Raw genomic sequence first — 15,010 nt, 5'->3', positions numbered from 1 at the left:
CATGAATGATTTACGTTATCCAATTGGCCAATTTACATACAAACGTCCTATAACTGAAGAAATGATTGATACATGGATTCAAGAAATTGAAGATTTACCTCATGAACTAACAAAGGCAATTAAAGATTTAGATCAGAAGCAGTTAGATACACCATATCGCGTTGGAGGGTGGACTGTCCGTCAAGTTGTTCATCACGTTGTTGATAGCCATATGAATAGCTACATACGCTTTAAATTAGCACTGACAGAAAAGAATCCAACTATTAAGCCGTATAAAGAAGAGAAGTGGGCAGAGTTACCCGATTCAAAATTACCGGTAGATGTTTCACTAGTAATGCTAGATTCATTACATAAAAGATGGGTTAACCTTTTATATTCTCTAGAAATTGAAGATTTAGAAAAGACATTTAACCATCCTGAAACTGGTGAAACAAAACTTGCTGTTGCAATAGGCCTATATGCATGGCATGGTCGTCATCATACCGCTCATATTACCTCGTTAAGAAAGCGACTTAATTGGTAACATGGAGATTACATTAGAGAAGGCGACAGAAAGTGATGCAGAAGTTATATTTCAAATGCAAATAGACTCATTTAGCCCTTTATTACATAAATATAAAGACTATGAAACAAATCCAGCAAATGAAACTATCGAAAAAACTATTTGTAGAATAAATCATGTAGACGGTGGCTTATATAAAATAATAGTGGCAATGAATCTTGTTGGAGCGATATGCATTTCACAAAAAGAAACACCCTCTAAATTTTGGATCAGTCCAATGTTTATTCACCCGAGTTATCAAGGAAAAGGAATTGCCCAAAAGGTACTTACATTAATTGAGGAAATGTTTCCTGAAGCAACGAGCTGGGAACTTGCTACTATTTTAGAAGAAGAGAAAAATTGTTTTTTGTATGAAAAGATGGAGTATAAAAGAACAGAAGTTACAAAGAAATTAAATGATGAAACTACACTTATTTATTACAAAAAAGAAAGGTAAAGCATATAAAATACGCTTTACCTTTTTATGTTATTTTAGATTAAATATACAAAAATAATGTATGTTCTTCCAAAATACTCGGGTTAGTAATTTTAAAAATGAATAAAAATACAAAATCACTACTTTGTCGTAAAGGTTACTAACGCTTTTTGAATGCTTAAAATACTATCGTCACCTTTAAATTCTTTCGTAATTGGATCCTCCATACTAGACACCCAAATTTTAAGTTCTGCATCTAAATCAAAATGCCCAGCCGTTTCGATGCTATATTGTGTAATACTTTTATAAGGAATAGAATGGTATTCTGTTTTTTTGCCAGTTACTCCTTGTTTATCTACTAAAATAAGACGACGATTTGTAAATACGATTAGATCACGAATTAATTTATAAGCATGCTCTACTTTTTCATCGTCTAGCATAATCTTCTCTAAATCACGTTCTACACTTTCAGAACTCGTATTTGATGCATTTCCTAAAATACCGCTAAATAAACCCATATTAAATTCCTCCTTTAATATATGTGGAATGAATTACTTATATTGTAACATGTTACTCACAAAGATATTATGACATTACTTTAGTAGTTTCTGGTTATTGTTGTAATTAGTTTATATAACCTCATCTTAAAATCTTATGCTAATATGAAATTAAGAAAAAAGAAGCAGAGGGATATAGCATGAAGAATATTGGTTTAGTATTAGAGGGCGGAGGAATGAAAGGTTTATATACTGCAGGTGTACTCGAATATTTCATGGAAAAGAACTTATTCTTTCCATATGTAGTCGGCGTATCAGCTGGAGCCTGTATGGGAGCAACCTATTTGTCACGTCAAAAAGGTAGAAATAAGAAAGTAAATACAGAGCTAGTATCAGATTACAGGTATATATCTTATCGAAACTTAATTCGAAAACGTGAATTATTCGGAATGGATTTTTTATTTGATGAAGTACCTAATAAAATTGTACCATTTGATTTTCAAACTTTCTTAAACTGTAATGAACAGTTTGTTATAGGGACAACTGATTGCGAATCAGGACAAGCCATTTATTATAATAAAGCAGAACACGGAAATGATATTTTAAAAATCATTCGTGCATCTAGCTCTGTGCCGTTTATAGCACCTGCTGTAGAATATAATAATCGAAAATTATTAGATGGAGGGATTATAGACCCTATACCAGTTTTGAAAGCCCAAAAGGATGGTTATGAAAAGAACGTTGTAATTATGACAAAGCCAGAAGGATATGAGAAGCAGCGAAATAAATTTTCAGGCCTGGCTAAAATTTTATATAGAAAATATCCGAAAATCGCAGAGGATTTAGTAAACCATTATCGTTTTTATAATGAGACGATATCTTATATGAATCAAGAAGAACAAAAAGATAATTTTTATGTAATTCAGCCAAGTGTACAGCTTCCTATAAGCGGAATAGAAAGAAATAAGGAAAAGCTTGTTAATCTATATAATCTTGGGTATATCGATGCTCAATATCATTATGAAAACTTATTAAATTGGATAGAGAAATAAAGGAGGAGAAAGTTGAAGTTAGGAAAACAAATTATTTTTAAGGAATTGCAGAAAATGCATAGTCCACTTCATAAACCGTTTCCTTATCGTGCTACAGCAAAATTGCAGCGAGACTTAAAAAGTAAATTTACCGAAGATGACTGTATAAACGCTGATTTTAATCATTATTGGATGCATACAGCAGCTACTTTAAATTCTGTACTAAATGGAAACGAACAGAACATTACGTTTCAACAAATAAAGTGGTTAAGAAAATCGTTTTTTGAGTGGTTTCCGCAATATCGTTTTCTAGAAACAGAAATTGTGAATTATCCCATTTTGTATAGAGATTTCATAAGTTATGAGAAGACCAGGAAGCTATTACTTTATTACCTTACTGAATAAAAGCGAAAACGTACAGGTTACATTACTTGTACGTTTTTTTGTTCATAAAACATTCAATATTAACAACTAGTTTATATAGGAATTCTAATGAGAAGAAAGAAGTACATATAATAGAATGATACAGGGGAGGAGAGAGGAATAGCTGTTTTACTTTAAGTTATTGTCCAACTCGAATACAGTTAGTTATTTATGTTAAAATATTTCGAGTGAAATCAAGCTTTTAAGGATTTCATTAAACATTAAACAAAACAAGTTAGCAACGTAGAAGGGATAACATTAACATGAAAAACGTATCAAATATAGATAAAGTAGAATCAATAAAATCTTTACAGTCAACAATTAGTAAACTTGAAAATGCCTTATCACAGATGACTCAAAAAGGATCAAATACTACTTTAGTGAAAAAAAGACTCAAAGCAGCTAGTATCGGCTTAGCTATGTTAGAAAGTGTTTGGAAGCAAGAAACTCATCATTATACTCAGGAAGATTTAGCAGAAGCTCGTAATGTTCTGATTGGTTTGCTTCCATCAATTGAAAAGATTTACGTTAAGTCAAAGCTTGGGAGTCCTCAAAGAACACTTTTAGAAAGAAGAATAAAATCATTAGAACTTTCTATTCAGGCAATTGATCATTTTTCTAATCAATAACTTCTCTAAACACATAACTTATGACTACTTTTATATAGGGATTCTTTGGGATCTGTCTGTAAATCAATTACAACGATTGTTACAGACAGATATTTGGTATATTACGTTTAGAACGAATAAGAGTTTTATTTCAACTTATTATTTTTCAGTCAACGATTTTTTTGAAAATGATTGGATAAAGCGTAGTGAACAGTATCGACTAGATCCATTTAATGAAAATACATTTGGAGAAGGTACCAATAAAGCGTCTGTGTTAAACATAGGAATGGAGGTGCAATATAGCAGTCGTTTTCCTTCAAAGGATTATCCGTCCGGAAAGATTGAAACATATTCTTTTTATAGTTCGATTTTAAATAACACACGCAAAATTCATATTTATACGCCTCATGATTATTCTCACACTTCACATCTTCAAGAACTTCTCATTGTATTTGATGGGAATTCATTCATTAATGACCTTTCAATCACAAAAACACTTAATTATTTAATTTACGGAAAAGAAATCCCATCGTGTATTGCTGTTGCTATAGATCCTGTCTATCGATTAGAAGAGCTAACTTATAACGATAAAATGAATGCATTTTTAACGAAGGAATTACTTCCGTGGATTCAAGCTAAGTATCACGTTTATCAGGAAAAGAATCATACAACAATTGCTGGTTTCAGTCTTATTGGCTTAGCAGCTTTTTATGCAGCACTTCAAAATCCACATATTTTCGGAAATGTGTTGTCAATGTCTGGATCCGTACATTGGAAAAAGGATAATTATGAAAATACAATTCCTTGGATTGAAAATCAAATTTCATCAATAAATTCTAATACGACTGATCTACATTCTTACATAGCAGTAGGTGAACTCGAAAACGAACCTCTTTTAACGGCTAATAGACGGCTATATAAAGCTTTAGAAGAAATGAAACACCGAACCACTTACGAAGAGTTTCAAGGCGGACATGATAGCGCATGGTGGCGAGAAAAGCTATTCGATGGATTAAGGGCATTAGAATTTACAAAAACGACATTAGAAAATAAAAAGGAGAGAGAATCTATGAATCAAGAAGAACTAGATAAAAAACTAAAAAAGCAAGAGATTTTAGTAAAAGATGAGAAAGTTTGGTCCTATACGTATGAAGATCATATTAGTTCTATCGTTAAAGAAGCAGAAAAGAAAGGGTCTTTTGATCATTTACCTGGTAAAGGGAAACCTCTTAATCTTGATAAAGATCTTTCGTACAATCCTGAAAAGCAACTTTATAGAACTTTAGCAAATAATCATGTTTTACCTAGGTGGATTGAGCTTTCAAAAGAAATTGACGATTTAAAAGAAAAGCTAAAAGAAAATACAAATACTGCAGAAGCAGCGGATTTAATTCGAACTATTAATAAAAAGGTATTAGAACATAATCTACTTTGTCCACCAAGCGCGCAAAAAATGAGGGTGAAAATGGATTTTTAACGATTTTCAATTAAGCTATCGCTTGCTATATAATTAAGTTAGGCATTTTCAATTCATTACTAAAGGGAGGCAAATGTAGTGAAGAATACGTATCAACTTCAAATTCCGAAAGAACTAGAACAGTATCGTAGTATTTTAGAAGAAAGTGTGAAACCGTATGTTAAAGTGTCTGGAACGCAAGCAGAGACAACGCTTTTTGAAAGTAAGTTTGGTGGATATCCGTATTTACCTATAGATCAAGAGCATCCTAAAGACTCAAACGGACAACCTATGATGCTACTTGCGCAGTTAAACCTTGAAGAAATACCAAACATTGAACATATGCCTCAACATGGAATGTTACAGTTTTTCATAAGTGCTGAAGAAGATCTTTTTGGAGCAGATTTTGATCATCCAACAGTCCAAAAAGACTTTCGAATTATTTATCATTCTACAATTATAGAAGATTTAAATAAGGTTATTACTGATTTTAGTTATTTAAACACTTTAGATTTAGAGAATTTTATCATACCCGAAGCAGCAAAACTAAAGTTTGAGTTGGCATATCAACCAGTAACACCAAGAGATTATCGATTTGAAATGATTTTTAGTGATAACATTGATTGGGAAGAAATTGTTGATGAAGAAAATAATACAGAATTAGGCGAACTGTATGATGATTTATGTAAAGATCAAGGACATAAAATTGGTGGATATCCATTTTTCACACAGACAGATCCGAGAGAATGGGAAGAAAAATACCAGCAACATGACATATTATTGCTGCAAATCGATACAGACGATTCATTAAATATTATGTGGGGCGATTCTGGGGTTGCTAATTTCTTTATACGTAAGGAAGAGCTGTTAAATCTAGATTTTTCCAATGTCATTTACAATTGGGATTGTTACTAGAAGATATAAATAAAATAATAGCAAACAAAAAATCTTCCTGAAGGTGAGGAGGATTTTTTTATGTTAAAAATAAGCGTTATGTTAACTAGAATAAAAAACAATGAGTGTAATGAAAGTCAAGCCTAAATAACAGAAATAACAACAAATAATGTAAAGTTGTAAAACATGTGCAAATAGCAATAAATTCATTAAGTAAAACATAAAATAAAATTACTAATTTATATTTTGTATAGAAATAATTTTTCTGTATAAAAATTTCTTGCCAATCAAAAATGTTTTTAATTCGTTAAATCTTAAGCGATTATTGATTAAGATTTGCTGTGATGAATTTATAACAAATAAAAACGATAAAAACTGAAGAAATTTGTTTAGATAAGATTTCATATGAATCTCACTAAAAATCCCCATTTCGTCTCATTAAGTATAGTTTACTTGGTTTTTGATACCTGATATTACTTTGTTTCTATAACTGCCTATAATATATATTATGTTAACTAACTTTAAATAATAAACTTATTATAAATAAGTCAATTTTTGTGATTAGCCTCCCCTCGTTCTTTTTAATCATTCTGTGTGATGGATTGTTTAGTTGTTTGTTTTATAAGTTGTTGATGAAAATGTCTCCAGATATAAATTATATTTAAGACAATAAAAAATGCAATTCGTTTTAACTGAACGCATTAAACGAATTGCATTGATATGATTACGAATAAGTTCTTAAAATTAGTTTGCTACAGCAATTGCTTCAATTTCAATTAATAAGTTATCGTTAATTAACTTTCTAACTTCGACAGCTGAACTTGCTGGTGGATTCTTAGTATCTATGTATTGATCCCGAATATCTCTAACAATGGCCATTTGAGAAATATCTGTTAAGAAAAATGTTAATTTTACTACATCATTAAAGTTTAATTTTGAAGATTCTAATGCAATTTTAATATTTTCAAATACTTGTCGCGTTTGTGTAGCTAAATCATTAATACCTACTATTTGACCGTTAGTATTGATTGCTACTTGTCCAGATATGTAAATTGTTCGTTTAGCGTTACTAACTTCGACTACATGTGAATATCCAAAAGTTGGTGGCATCGTTTCTGGATTGATAAATTTTTTTTGCAAGATTTTTCTCTCCTTTTAATATCTTATTTTCTTTATATATTAGATTTTAATTTTGAATGATTATTTATTTACAAATTACTAAAGATTCCACATACACTCAGCTGCTACATATGTGAAATTATATAAGTCGCTTTTATTTAAAGTTCGTTAAAATGAGTTTGTAATAGATTTAATAGATTATGTACGTTTGATTTTTTTGAGCACTAGTTATAATTACACCTTGTTTTATTAATTCTTCAGTTACTTTTGTATAGAAAAAATGATACCACCAGATAAAAAACTCTTCATAAGTTATTTCTTTTGAGTATCTGCTGCTCGCAAAGTATTCTTTTAAAGGTTTATCGTTTTCTTTAAATAATAAGACTAAATCTTCACTGATTGTGTTTGCAATTTCGTTAAGTATTGGTAAGTCTGCTGTTTTAAACATAGGGATAACAGGTTGTGAATTTTGATATAAGCCTAATTTTTCGTAAAGTACATTTAGGTGTAAGTTTATTTGCCCTTCTGCTGCTACGAAATTTTTTACTAATCGCTTTTTTACATAATTAATATCAGTATTAGTGTTTTGAAAATGTTCTTCAAATGCTTTATTATTTGCTGTTATTAAATTTAATGTTGAATATCGAGTATTTCCATAAAGACCAATTTGAACTTCTCTTAAATCTAAATATGTATTACCATACATCCCGAATGCCTCTATATCTGTCTGTTCTTGTTCTGGAATAGCATAATAGTATCTTTTCTTATTTTTTAGAGGTCGTTCCTTTTTTAAATAGTTTTTCTCAATGTTAATTATTTGTCCAAAATCTAATAAAACACCGCTATACAATAACAGACTATACGATTCTTTAGATAAATGATTAAACGTGTCGATTCTTTTTGAAATAGTTTCAATTTGATTTGAATAATTTTCAATGATCTTAAGTGTTGGTTTAATTAGAGGTTCACAAAGGTTATAAAGCTTTTTTCCTTCAGTAGCTGTTATCACCATACACGTTGGATAGTACCTCCCTCCTGTTTGTTTCAATAGCCCCTCTACTTCTAATGAATTAACGTGCTTTTCAAATTCCTCATTCGTCCAATTTAGCTTCGTTTTTATAGCATTTGACTCAATTCCAAGATGGAGCATTACAAGTAAATACTGAAGGTTTGTTTCACTTATCTTTAAGGCTGGATAATTGTCACCTGATGAAATCATTTTTGCCTCATAAGATGTTTGAAGTATTTTCTCCGGAGTATACTTAACGAACATTTTAATATTCCTCCTTTTTTAGTGATTTAATTGTAAAATTTATGTATTTATTATGTTCTATAAATAAAAATAAGAATCCTTTAATGATTTCAAATTAAAAACCTTAGTATGGCTATGTTAATACCTATACTAAGGTCATCTAGAATTTTATATTTAGTTATTGCTAGTTGGATTTGTCAAATTAATTTGTTCATATTCTGTTTTAAATTGATTATCATTTTTTAACCAACGTTTAAAAGTTTATTCGCTTATTTCTATATTAGAACAAGCTGTGCCAATACATTTATTTTTCATATATTCTTTAAGGAAATTTTGTTTTCTTTGTTTAACAGCAGTTTGAGTTTGTTTTAGCTTTCGATCTTGTAATTGATCTAGACTTAGACTTTCTTTCTGAAATACTTCATATTTTCTATGCAAATAAATATCTTTGTCTTTATAAATTCAATTTGAAAATAGTTGTATTGATTTTCTTCCGGATAAAATGACACGATAATGTTTATTTTGATCTAGTAAATCGGCTGTTAAATTGTGATTTTGTAGTATTTGATTTAAAGAATTCATAAAATTATATGATCCACCTACAAAACTAACTGTATAAGTTTCATAATTGACGTAACCATCTCCATCAAAATACCCACGAACAAAATGATGTGAAAATTCTTCTGGTACGAAAGGAAATTCAATTTTAAATGATTTACATGGCATGATTCCGTGTATGTTCATAATGTCGTCTTTTATTGTTTTGCTATTAATATTTAGCATGTATACACCTGTTTTTTTGTTTTGGTATAGCGGCTGATTTGTGTGTAGTTCTTTTTTTATATCTTCTAAAATGTAACTTTCTTTTTGTGATATACTGACACATTGATTTTCTTTTTGTATAACGCCGTCAGCTGCTATAAACCCTAAAATATAAGCCATATTATTTGACCAAGTTTTAAAAAAATCTTCTTTTATGTCATACTTTCTCTTCCAGCTCCCTATAGCTCGCCTTGGAACGTTGTTGTCTGTTAGAACCATACGAATATACCTTGCAGACACATTAGCAAGCATAGCAATTTCTGAGGTGCTTTTCCCTTCTGCATACAGATGAATGATTTCAGATTTTGATAGTTTACATTTGGACTTCTTTTTTCGCTCTATTTGCACTTATATCCTCTCCCTCCTTTTGTTAATTAGAAACATATTTTCTTCTATAACATACAACGGAACGTATGTTCTTTCTTTTTTGTAAGAAGGGATTTACTAAATTAAAACAATTTACATTTACTTCATAGTGGTTTTCTCTGCTGCTAAATAAGTTTCATTTTATATTTACGAATATTGAATTTGACGAATTTATGAACTGCAATGCATTTAAGATGAAAGGTAAAATAATTTAGTTTAAACTAAAAATAGCTACAATAACAACATACGTATATTGTTAATCGTAAAAAGGAGAACTAATGAATAAGAAATATACAAATCAAATTCATACTGATATGAGTGTTAAACCGAAAGATATTATAAGTTTAATGACGGATTACTTTAAAATGAAATCAAAGCTGCGTCCTATAAAGAATTTACCGATCGTTTTATCAAATAAAGATAATGAATCTTTAGAGAGTGTGACATGGTTTGGCCATTCTGCTTCTCTTTTAAAAATAGAAGGTAAAAAATTGTTATTAGACCCGATGTTTGGAGATGCCTCTTCCCCGTTTCCTCTGTTTAATAGTAAACGTTATAGTGGTACCTTTTCTTTAGAACGTGAAGAACTTCAAGAAATTGATGCGATTATCATTTCTCATAATCACTATGACCATTTGAATTACAAAAGTATTATGCAGTTAAAAGATCGTGCAAAGCACTTTTATGTTCCATCTGGAGTTGCGCAATATTTAATTAAATGGGGCGTTTCACCTAGTAAAATTAGTGAGCATAATTGGTGGGACGAAATTACGTTTGATAATATTAAGTTAGTATGTGCGCCTGCAAGACATTTCTCTGGACGTGGTATGACAGATAGAGATTGTTCATTATGGTGTTCATGGCTTATTCTTGGTCAAAAGACTAAAATTTTCTTTAGTGGTGATAGCGGTTATGCCCCTCACTTTAAGGAAATTGGTGATAAATACGGTCCATTCGATCTTACATTGATGGAATGCGGACAATATGATTCGAGGTGGTCTGCGATTCATATGTTGCCTGAAGAAACTGTACAAGCTCATATTGATGTTAAAGGAGAAGTACTTCTTCCAATTCACTGGGGTGCTTTTACGTTAGCATTACACGAATGGAGTGACCCGATAGAACGTGTTACGAAAGAAGCCAACCGTTTAGGTGTTAAAATTACAACGCCTCAAATTGGCGAATCTATTACGTTGAAATCTACAGACTATCCTAGGTATGCTTGGTGGCGAAAAGTCTAATTATAGTAAAAAGCGAATCTGTCTTATATAGAAGATTCGCTTTTTACTTATTGATTATAATGTATCGTTTACAAACTGATTAAACTTGTCTATTTCTTCAACGAATGGATTATGATTACTTTCTTCAAATTTAGTTAATGCTGCGTTCGGGATTAAATTTGCTATTTCACGAGAAAATATGTAGGGACATTGCGCATCATGCTTACCACAGTATATAAAACTTGGGATTTTTACGAATTTAAGTTTCTGACGAACATCATAATCTTTATATTCAACTTGTCTAAAATAATTTAACCGATTGCCAACTGTCTTTCCGCTATTCGGCAATTTTAATGCCTCTTCAAGCTTTTCTTCAGAATAAAAAGACATAAGTGCCCACTCTCTACTTAATGCTTTTCTTTCTTCTTGTACTATACTATCCTCATTTAATGTATTCATAATTGATACGATTCTATTAAATTTTTCATTTTTACTACAGTATATACTATCTTTATGGGATGCATATTCCATACTCGCCGCTGCGCCACCAACAATTATTTTCGTTAAACTTTCTTGTGCTTCAGTCGCATATACAAGAGCTAACATCCCTCCTGTTGAATGACCAGCAAATCCCCACTTATTAATATATAAAGCTTCCCGAATCGCTATTTGCTAAATCTGAATTCCCACAACCCTTTAAATTAACTAAATATACGCTATAAAAATCAGTGAATGGGTTTGCAAAAGTATTTCCATTATTGTTATATTCACTATACATATGTGTAACGCATAAAGGCGGCCCTTCTCCCTTCACAAAATACTCAAATTTTCCTCTAGTAGTTTTGATAATATTTGTTTTCCACATATTGAATCTCCTGTCTAAAATTTTTATTTCTATCTGCTTTTAGAAGTGAATTCATAAATAAAAATATTACTTTATTATATTGGATTTCCCACTATCTAAAACTCTATTTGCTGGTACACTGGACATTTCAACCACTGTATTCATACTCTTATCAGTTAGTTCAATGAGTTCGTTTTCATGTTTTATTTTATTTAAATCCCACACCATTCCATGAAATTCATTATGCTGACCACTTACCTGTATAATGCTTTTTGTTTTATTTGAAGGCTGTATTTGAAGATTTGTAAATTGATTTCCACTAATTTCATTTGGCGTAGTTACTTGACTATCCATATAAATCATATTTACACAGTCTTCTAAAGAAAAGTTCATAAAACGATTGGCATTTATCCAAGCTTGTCCGGTGCTCGGTTTTTTCGCTACTAATTTCAGTCCAGTTTCCATTCCTACAACTTTAATGTTTTCAAAGTTAACAAACGAAATTTCATTTTCTTTTCCAGCGGAGTATAAAGAAATTCCGGTACCTTTATTCGTTTCCGTCCAATTGATAATATTTATATCTTTTATTTGTGTTTTGTTCCAAGTGTTATAATATTTATTTTTACCGTCTAAATAAATAACTTCAGAGTTAAATTTAGAATCGTCAATAGCTATATAAGCTCCTTCAATGGATGCGTTTTTCTCTAATTCTAGAACTCTAAAGTTTCCCTCAACCACAAATTGTGATCCGTAACCAAATAATAATTTCACACCTTTTTTAACAATGATTGGTGACGTGATTTTATACTTTTTATCATCAAGCAATACAGTTTTTATTTTACTAGACGCCGCTTTGTTAATAGCAGATTGTATTTTTATTGAATCATTTTCCCCTTTAAAGTCTTCTACATACAAGTTAGTACTTTTAGCTGCATAGTCTTTTTTGTTGTATTGATAAAAAGCAAAAATAATTAAAACTATACCAATGAGTAAAACAATTATTTTCTTCATCGTACTCACCCCATATCGATTAATCTATGGCTTTTATATTTAGGTTATTATTATTTTGCTTTGTATTTCAGATTACCATTGTATCCTTGTACATAATGTAATTCCTCCCTCTATCCCTAATAAGCTCTTACTGGTGATATAAGATGTACTGCTGCAGATTGCTCTCCTGCTTCAATCAATATCGGTCTCATAGAACCGCCAAAGCTTAAAGTAATCGTTTCTTCTTTTATTGCTCTTAAAGCATCAACCATAAAACGCCCATCGAAAGATATATTTAATTGTTTTTCACCTTGAATCGCATCTATTTGTTGCGTTTCGGATATTTGCCCAATTTGAGAAGCGTTTGAAGAAATTTTAATTGTAGATTCGTTTATGATTTCTAAGTTAACATTGTTATTGGCCCATTCACTTGCTAATAAACTTGATCGGTCTACGCCTTGTAATATCTTTTTTCTATCTACGTTAATAACCGTTTTAAATTCATTTGGAATGAGATTGGAAATGTTAGGATATTTCCCTTCAATTAGTCTTGAATATAATGTAGTTGTTCCGAGCGTAAATATAATATGACTCTCTGAAAGGTAGATATATACGAATTCCGAATTGCTGTTCATTAATTTTAGAAGTTCACTAATGGTTGCGCTTGGTACAATACAATTTGCTTTTACATCTGAGGAAAGTAGCGTTTCACGTATCGCTAGTCTATGTGAGTCAGTTGCAGCACAAATTAACTTATTATTAGATAACTCTATATGCACCCCAGTAAGAACAGGTCTAGATTCATTTTTCGCTACCGCAAAGACTGTTTGTTTAAATACTTCAATCAATTGCTCTGTCTCTACTTTGATTTCTGCATGATTGTCTATAAGCGGTACATTCGGAAACTCATCTGCAGGAAATCCATTTAAACTTAATGTGATTTCTTCTGATTGTATCGTAATTAATTGCTCATTCTTACTTTTTATTGCTATATCACTTGGCATTTTCTTTATTATTTCAATGAAATACTTTGCAGGTACAACAATAGTTCCTGCCTTTATAATAGTTGCAATCTTTTCGTCTTCAATTGAAACAGGAATGAATTTTTCGATAAAAATATTCGAGTTACTTGCAATTAAAGTAATTCCAGATTGATCTGCAGTTATTTTTATACCAGATAATATAGGAATTAAAGATTTTGTTGATATTGCTTTGTTAACTTCTGAAAGTGCTTGAGTAAATTGTTTGTGATTAACGATGAACTCCATGTTTTCCCCGCCTTACATGAGATAATATTTTTATGAAGATTGATGAACGATTGTTCCGTTAAAAAAGTACGGTACTGTTTCTTTCCTTTGTAATAAATCTAGTAAATGTTCTGGTATGCGTAAATATGGAGCTGCTATATGTAATTCCATCCAAGTAATCTCTTCAATTTCTTTTGGCCTTGATATATATGTCTCTCCGCCAATTATTTCACCTAGAAAATTAAAGAAAATTGCATGATGATCTCTTTCCTCAAAAAAGGCTTCGCTGATAGAACAAATCCCGTTTACATTTATATGTAACCCTGTTTCTTCTTTTACTTCCCGAATTACTGCTTCTTCTAACGTTTCTCCTAATTTAACTGCGCCACCTGGTAATGTATAATAAGAACCATTTTCCCCTTTGTTTTTTACCATTAAGATTTTTTCGTTTGTTTTATCGTATAAAAGTGCATATGTAACATTTACTTTTTTCATCTAAGTCCACCTCTAATAATGGGAATTTTCTATCTTTGTTACATTCTACCATTTATTCGTTTTAAAATATAAAAAAGTTAATTGAGTATTTCATTTATCTGCTCTTAGCAAAGTTAATAATCGATAGTCCTTCATTACAAAATAAAAAAGAGCGTATTTTGGAATTGATTATTCAATGTACGCTCTTTATGCTCTAATTGATTCATTTTTGAATTCTATATACTTTATAACCTTTTTTCTAAATAGTATCGATTGTGTCCTTTCGGATGATCTTCACTTACTCCGATTACTTTATATCCATGCTTCTTATAAAAATCAGGTGCCTGAAAACTAAAAGTATCTAAATTGATTAACCTGCACTCTTTTTCAATTGCAAATTCTTCAATAAGTTTTATTAACTTGGTTCCGTAACCTTCATGTCTATATTCTTCAGAAACCCATAGAAAGTCAACGTGTATATGGTGCCAAAAAGTTATCGCTGTTACCCCGCCTACGATTTCTTCTTTTTCATCTCTTACTATGAAACTAACCTTTTCTGAAGGTGTTTTTTCTTCATCTGCGAGATATTTTTGATTATATTCAATTACTTTCTCTCTTATGTAATCACTATCTTCTTGTACCCACTGCTGTACCATTTTCATTTTAAGTATCACACTCCTTTTACGGTAGCTATTCAACTTCATAATTCTAATGTCCTGTTTAAATAATAGTCGTAGATCACTAATACAATTGTTTCATTTCACTAAAATAAAAAAAGCCCTACTACATT

14 protein-coding genes and 3 pseudogenes are annotated in these 15,010 nt (G+C 30.7%); 8 read left to right on the top strand and 9 right to left on the bottom strand.

Annotated elements, in window-relative coordinates:
- Position 1: 1 nt before the first annotated feature.
- Positions 2-523: a YfiT family bacillithiol transferase gene (locus ACTJJY_RS06520; RefSeq protein ID WP_000999062.1), complete on the top strand. Its 522-nt coding sequence runs from the start codon at positions 2-4 to the stop codon at positions 521-523.
- Between the two features lies 1 nt (position 524).
- A complete protein-coding gene (locus ACTJJY_RS06515; RefSeq protein WP_440605236.1) occupies positions 525-998 on the top strand; it encodes a GNAT family N-acetyltransferase in 474 nt (157 codons plus the stop codon).
- A 119-nt stretch (positions 999-1,117) separates the two neighbouring features.
- Here ACTJJY_RS06515 and ACTJJY_RS06510 read toward each other — a convergent pair whose 3' ends face one another.
- Positions 1,118-1,495 (bottom strand): PH domain-containing protein, encoded by a 378-nt coding sequence (locus tag ACTJJY_RS06510; RefSeq protein WP_000522472.1) that lies wholly within the window; start codon positions 1,493-1,495, stop codon positions 1,118-1,120.
- Positions 1,496-1,674: 179 nt separating this feature from the next.
- Between ACTJJY_RS06510 and ACTJJY_RS06505 the strand changes: the two genes are divergently transcribed.
- The 5 genes and pseudogenes from ACTJJY_RS06505 (at position 1,675) to ACTJJY_RS06485 (ending at position 5,907) form a co-directional block, all read left to right on the top strand.
- Complete coding sequence (locus ACTJJY_RS06505) at positions 1,675-2,526, top strand: patatin-like phospholipase family protein (protein ID WP_440605235.1); 852 nt, start codon at positions 1,675-1,677, stop codon at positions 2,524-2,526.
- A gap of 12 nt (positions 2,527-2,538) precedes the next feature.
- Positions 2,539-2,910 carry a YxiJ-like family protein gene (locus tag ACTJJY_RS06500; RefSeq protein ID WP_029442484.1) on the top strand — a complete coding sequence of 124 codons (372 nt, stop codon included), beginning with the start codon at positions 2,539-2,541 and terminating at the stop codon, positions 2,908-2,910.
- A 281-nt stretch (positions 2,911-3,191) separates the two neighbouring features.
- Complete coding sequence (locus tag ACTJJY_RS06495; protein ID WP_440605234.1) at positions 3,192-3,557, top strand: hypothetical protein; 366 nt, start codon at positions 3,192-3,194, stop codon at positions 3,555-3,557.
- Between the two features lie 46 nt (positions 3,558-3,603).
- Positions 3,604-5,013: pseudogene (locus ACTJJY_RS06490) on the top strand (DnaJ family domain-containing protein); the annotation flags it as partial.
- 78 nt (positions 5,014-5,091) lie between these two features.
- The gene (locus ACTJJY_RS06485) at positions 5,092-5,907 is read left to right on the top strand and encodes a YwqG family protein (RefSeq protein WP_113303426.1); all 816 of its coding nucleotides are present in this window, start codon (positions 5,092-5,094) and stop codon (positions 5,905-5,907) included.
- 723 nt (positions 5,908-6,630) lie between these two features.
- Here the strand turns inward: ACTJJY_RS06485 and ACTJJY_RS06480 are convergent.
- From ACTJJY_RS06480 to ACTJJY_RS06470, 3 genes and pseudogenes are all read right to left on the bottom strand, one after another.
- Positions 6,631-7,026 carry a RidA family protein gene (locus ACTJJY_RS06480; RefSeq protein WP_377857808.1) on the bottom strand — a complete coding sequence of 132 codons (396 nt, stop codon included), beginning with the start codon at positions 7,024-7,026 and terminating at the stop codon, positions 6,631-6,633.
- Between the two features lie 169 nt (positions 7,027-7,195).
- Positions 7,196-8,278, bottom strand: a complete 1,083-nt coding sequence (locus ACTJJY_RS06475; RefSeq protein ID WP_440605233.1) for a hypothetical protein — start codon at positions 8,276-8,278, stop codon at positions 7,196-7,198.
- 153 nt (positions 8,279-8,431) lie between these two features.
- A pseudogene (locus tag ACTJJY_RS06470) lies at positions 8,432-9,427 on the bottom strand (LAGLIDADG family homing endonuclease).
- Positions 9,428-9,723: 296 nt separating this feature from the next.
- Between ACTJJY_RS06470 and ACTJJY_RS06465 the strand changes: the two are divergent.
- Entirely contained in the window at positions 9,724-10,686 is a 963-nt protein-coding gene (locus ACTJJY_RS06465; protein ID WP_440605232.1) for an MBL fold metallo-hydrolase, read from the top strand.
- A 54-nt stretch (positions 10,687-10,740) separates the two neighbouring features.
- Here the strand turns inward: ACTJJY_RS06465 and ACTJJY_RS06460 are convergent.
- From ACTJJY_RS06460 to ACTJJY_RS06440, 5 genes and pseudogenes are all read right to left on the bottom strand, one after another.
- Positions 10,741-11,530: pseudogene (locus ACTJJY_RS06460) on the bottom strand (alpha/beta fold hydrolase).
- Positions 11,531-11,596: 66 nt separating this feature from the next.
- The gene (locus tag ACTJJY_RS06455; RefSeq protein WP_440605231.1) at positions 11,597-12,520 is read right to left on the bottom strand and encodes a hypothetical protein; all 924 of its coding nucleotides are present in this window, start codon (positions 12,518-12,520) and stop codon (positions 11,597-11,599) included.
- Between the two features lie 116 nt (positions 12,521-12,636).
- Positions 12,637-13,767: a DNA polymerase III subunit beta gene (gene dnaN / locus ACTJJY_RS06450; protein WP_440605230.1), complete on the bottom strand. Its 1,131-nt coding sequence runs from the start codon at positions 13,765-13,767 to the stop codon at positions 12,637-12,639.
- 30 nt (positions 13,768-13,797) lie between these two features.
- A complete protein-coding gene (locus tag ACTJJY_RS06445) occupies positions 13,798-14,241 on the bottom strand; it encodes an NUDIX hydrolase (protein ID WP_029442479.1) in 444 nt (147 codons plus the stop codon).
- 224 nt (positions 14,242-14,465) lie between these two features.
- On the bottom strand, positions 14,466-14,882 hold the full coding sequence (locus tag ACTJJY_RS06440) for a GNAT family N-acetyltransferase (RefSeq protein WP_440605229.1): 417 nt from the start codon (positions 14,880-14,882) through the stop codon (positions 14,466-14,468).
- Positions 14,883-15,010 lie beyond the last annotated feature (128 nt).

It is taken from the genome of Bacillus sp. 22475 (genome assembly GCF_052044835.1).
GTDB classification, from domain to species: domain Bacteria; phylum Bacillota; class Bacilli; order Bacillales; family Bacillaceae_G; genus Bacillus_A; species Bacillus_A cereus.
The sequence above is the reverse complement of the archived record's forward strand: the minus strand, read 5'-3'. Positions and strand labels throughout refer to the sequence as shown.

Excerpts from the sequence above, each read along its gene's own strand:
- ACTJJY_RS06520 (WP_000999062.1), top strand. The coding sequence starts at position 2 with ATGAATGATTTACGTTATCCAATTGGCCAATTTACATACAAACGTCCT.
- ACTJJY_RS06515 (WP_440605236.1), top strand. The coding sequence starts at position 525 with ATGGAGATTACATTAGAGAAGGCGACAGAAAGTGATGCAGAAGTTATA.
- ACTJJY_RS06510 (WP_000522472.1), bottom strand. The coding sequence starts at position 1,495 with ATGGGTTTATTTAGCGGTATTTTAGGAAATGCATCAAATACGAGTTCT.
- ACTJJY_RS06505 (WP_440605235.1), top strand. The coding sequence starts at position 1,675 with ATGAAGAATATTGGTTTAGTATTAGAGGGCGGAGGAATGAAAGGTTTA.
- ACTJJY_RS06495 (WP_440605234.1), top strand. The coding sequence starts at position 3,192 with ATGAAAAACGTATCAAATATAGATAAAGTAGAATCAATAAAATCTTTA.
- ACTJJY_RS06475 (WP_440605233.1), bottom strand. The coding sequence starts at position 8,278 with ATGTTCGTTAAGTATACTCCGGAGAAAATACTTCAAACATCTTATGAG.
- ACTJJY_RS06465 (WP_440605232.1), top strand. The coding sequence starts at position 9,724 with ATGAATAAGAAATATACAAATCAAATTCATACTGATATGAGTGTTAAA.
- ACTJJY_RS06455 (WP_440605231.1), bottom strand. The coding sequence starts at position 12,520 with ATGAAGAAAATAATTGTTTTACTCATTGGTATAGTTTTAATTATTTTT.
- dnaN (WP_440605230.1), bottom strand. The coding sequence starts at position 13,767 with ATGGAGTTCATCGTTAATCACAAACAATTTACTCAAGCACTTTCAGAA.
- ACTJJY_RS06445 (WP_029442479.1), bottom strand. The coding sequence starts at position 14,241 with ATGAAAAAAGTAAATGTTACATATGCACTTTTATACGATAAAACAAAC.
- ACTJJY_RS06440 (WP_440605229.1), bottom strand. The coding sequence starts at position 14,882 with ATGAAAATGGTACAGCAGTGGGTACAAGAAGATAGTGATTACATAAGA.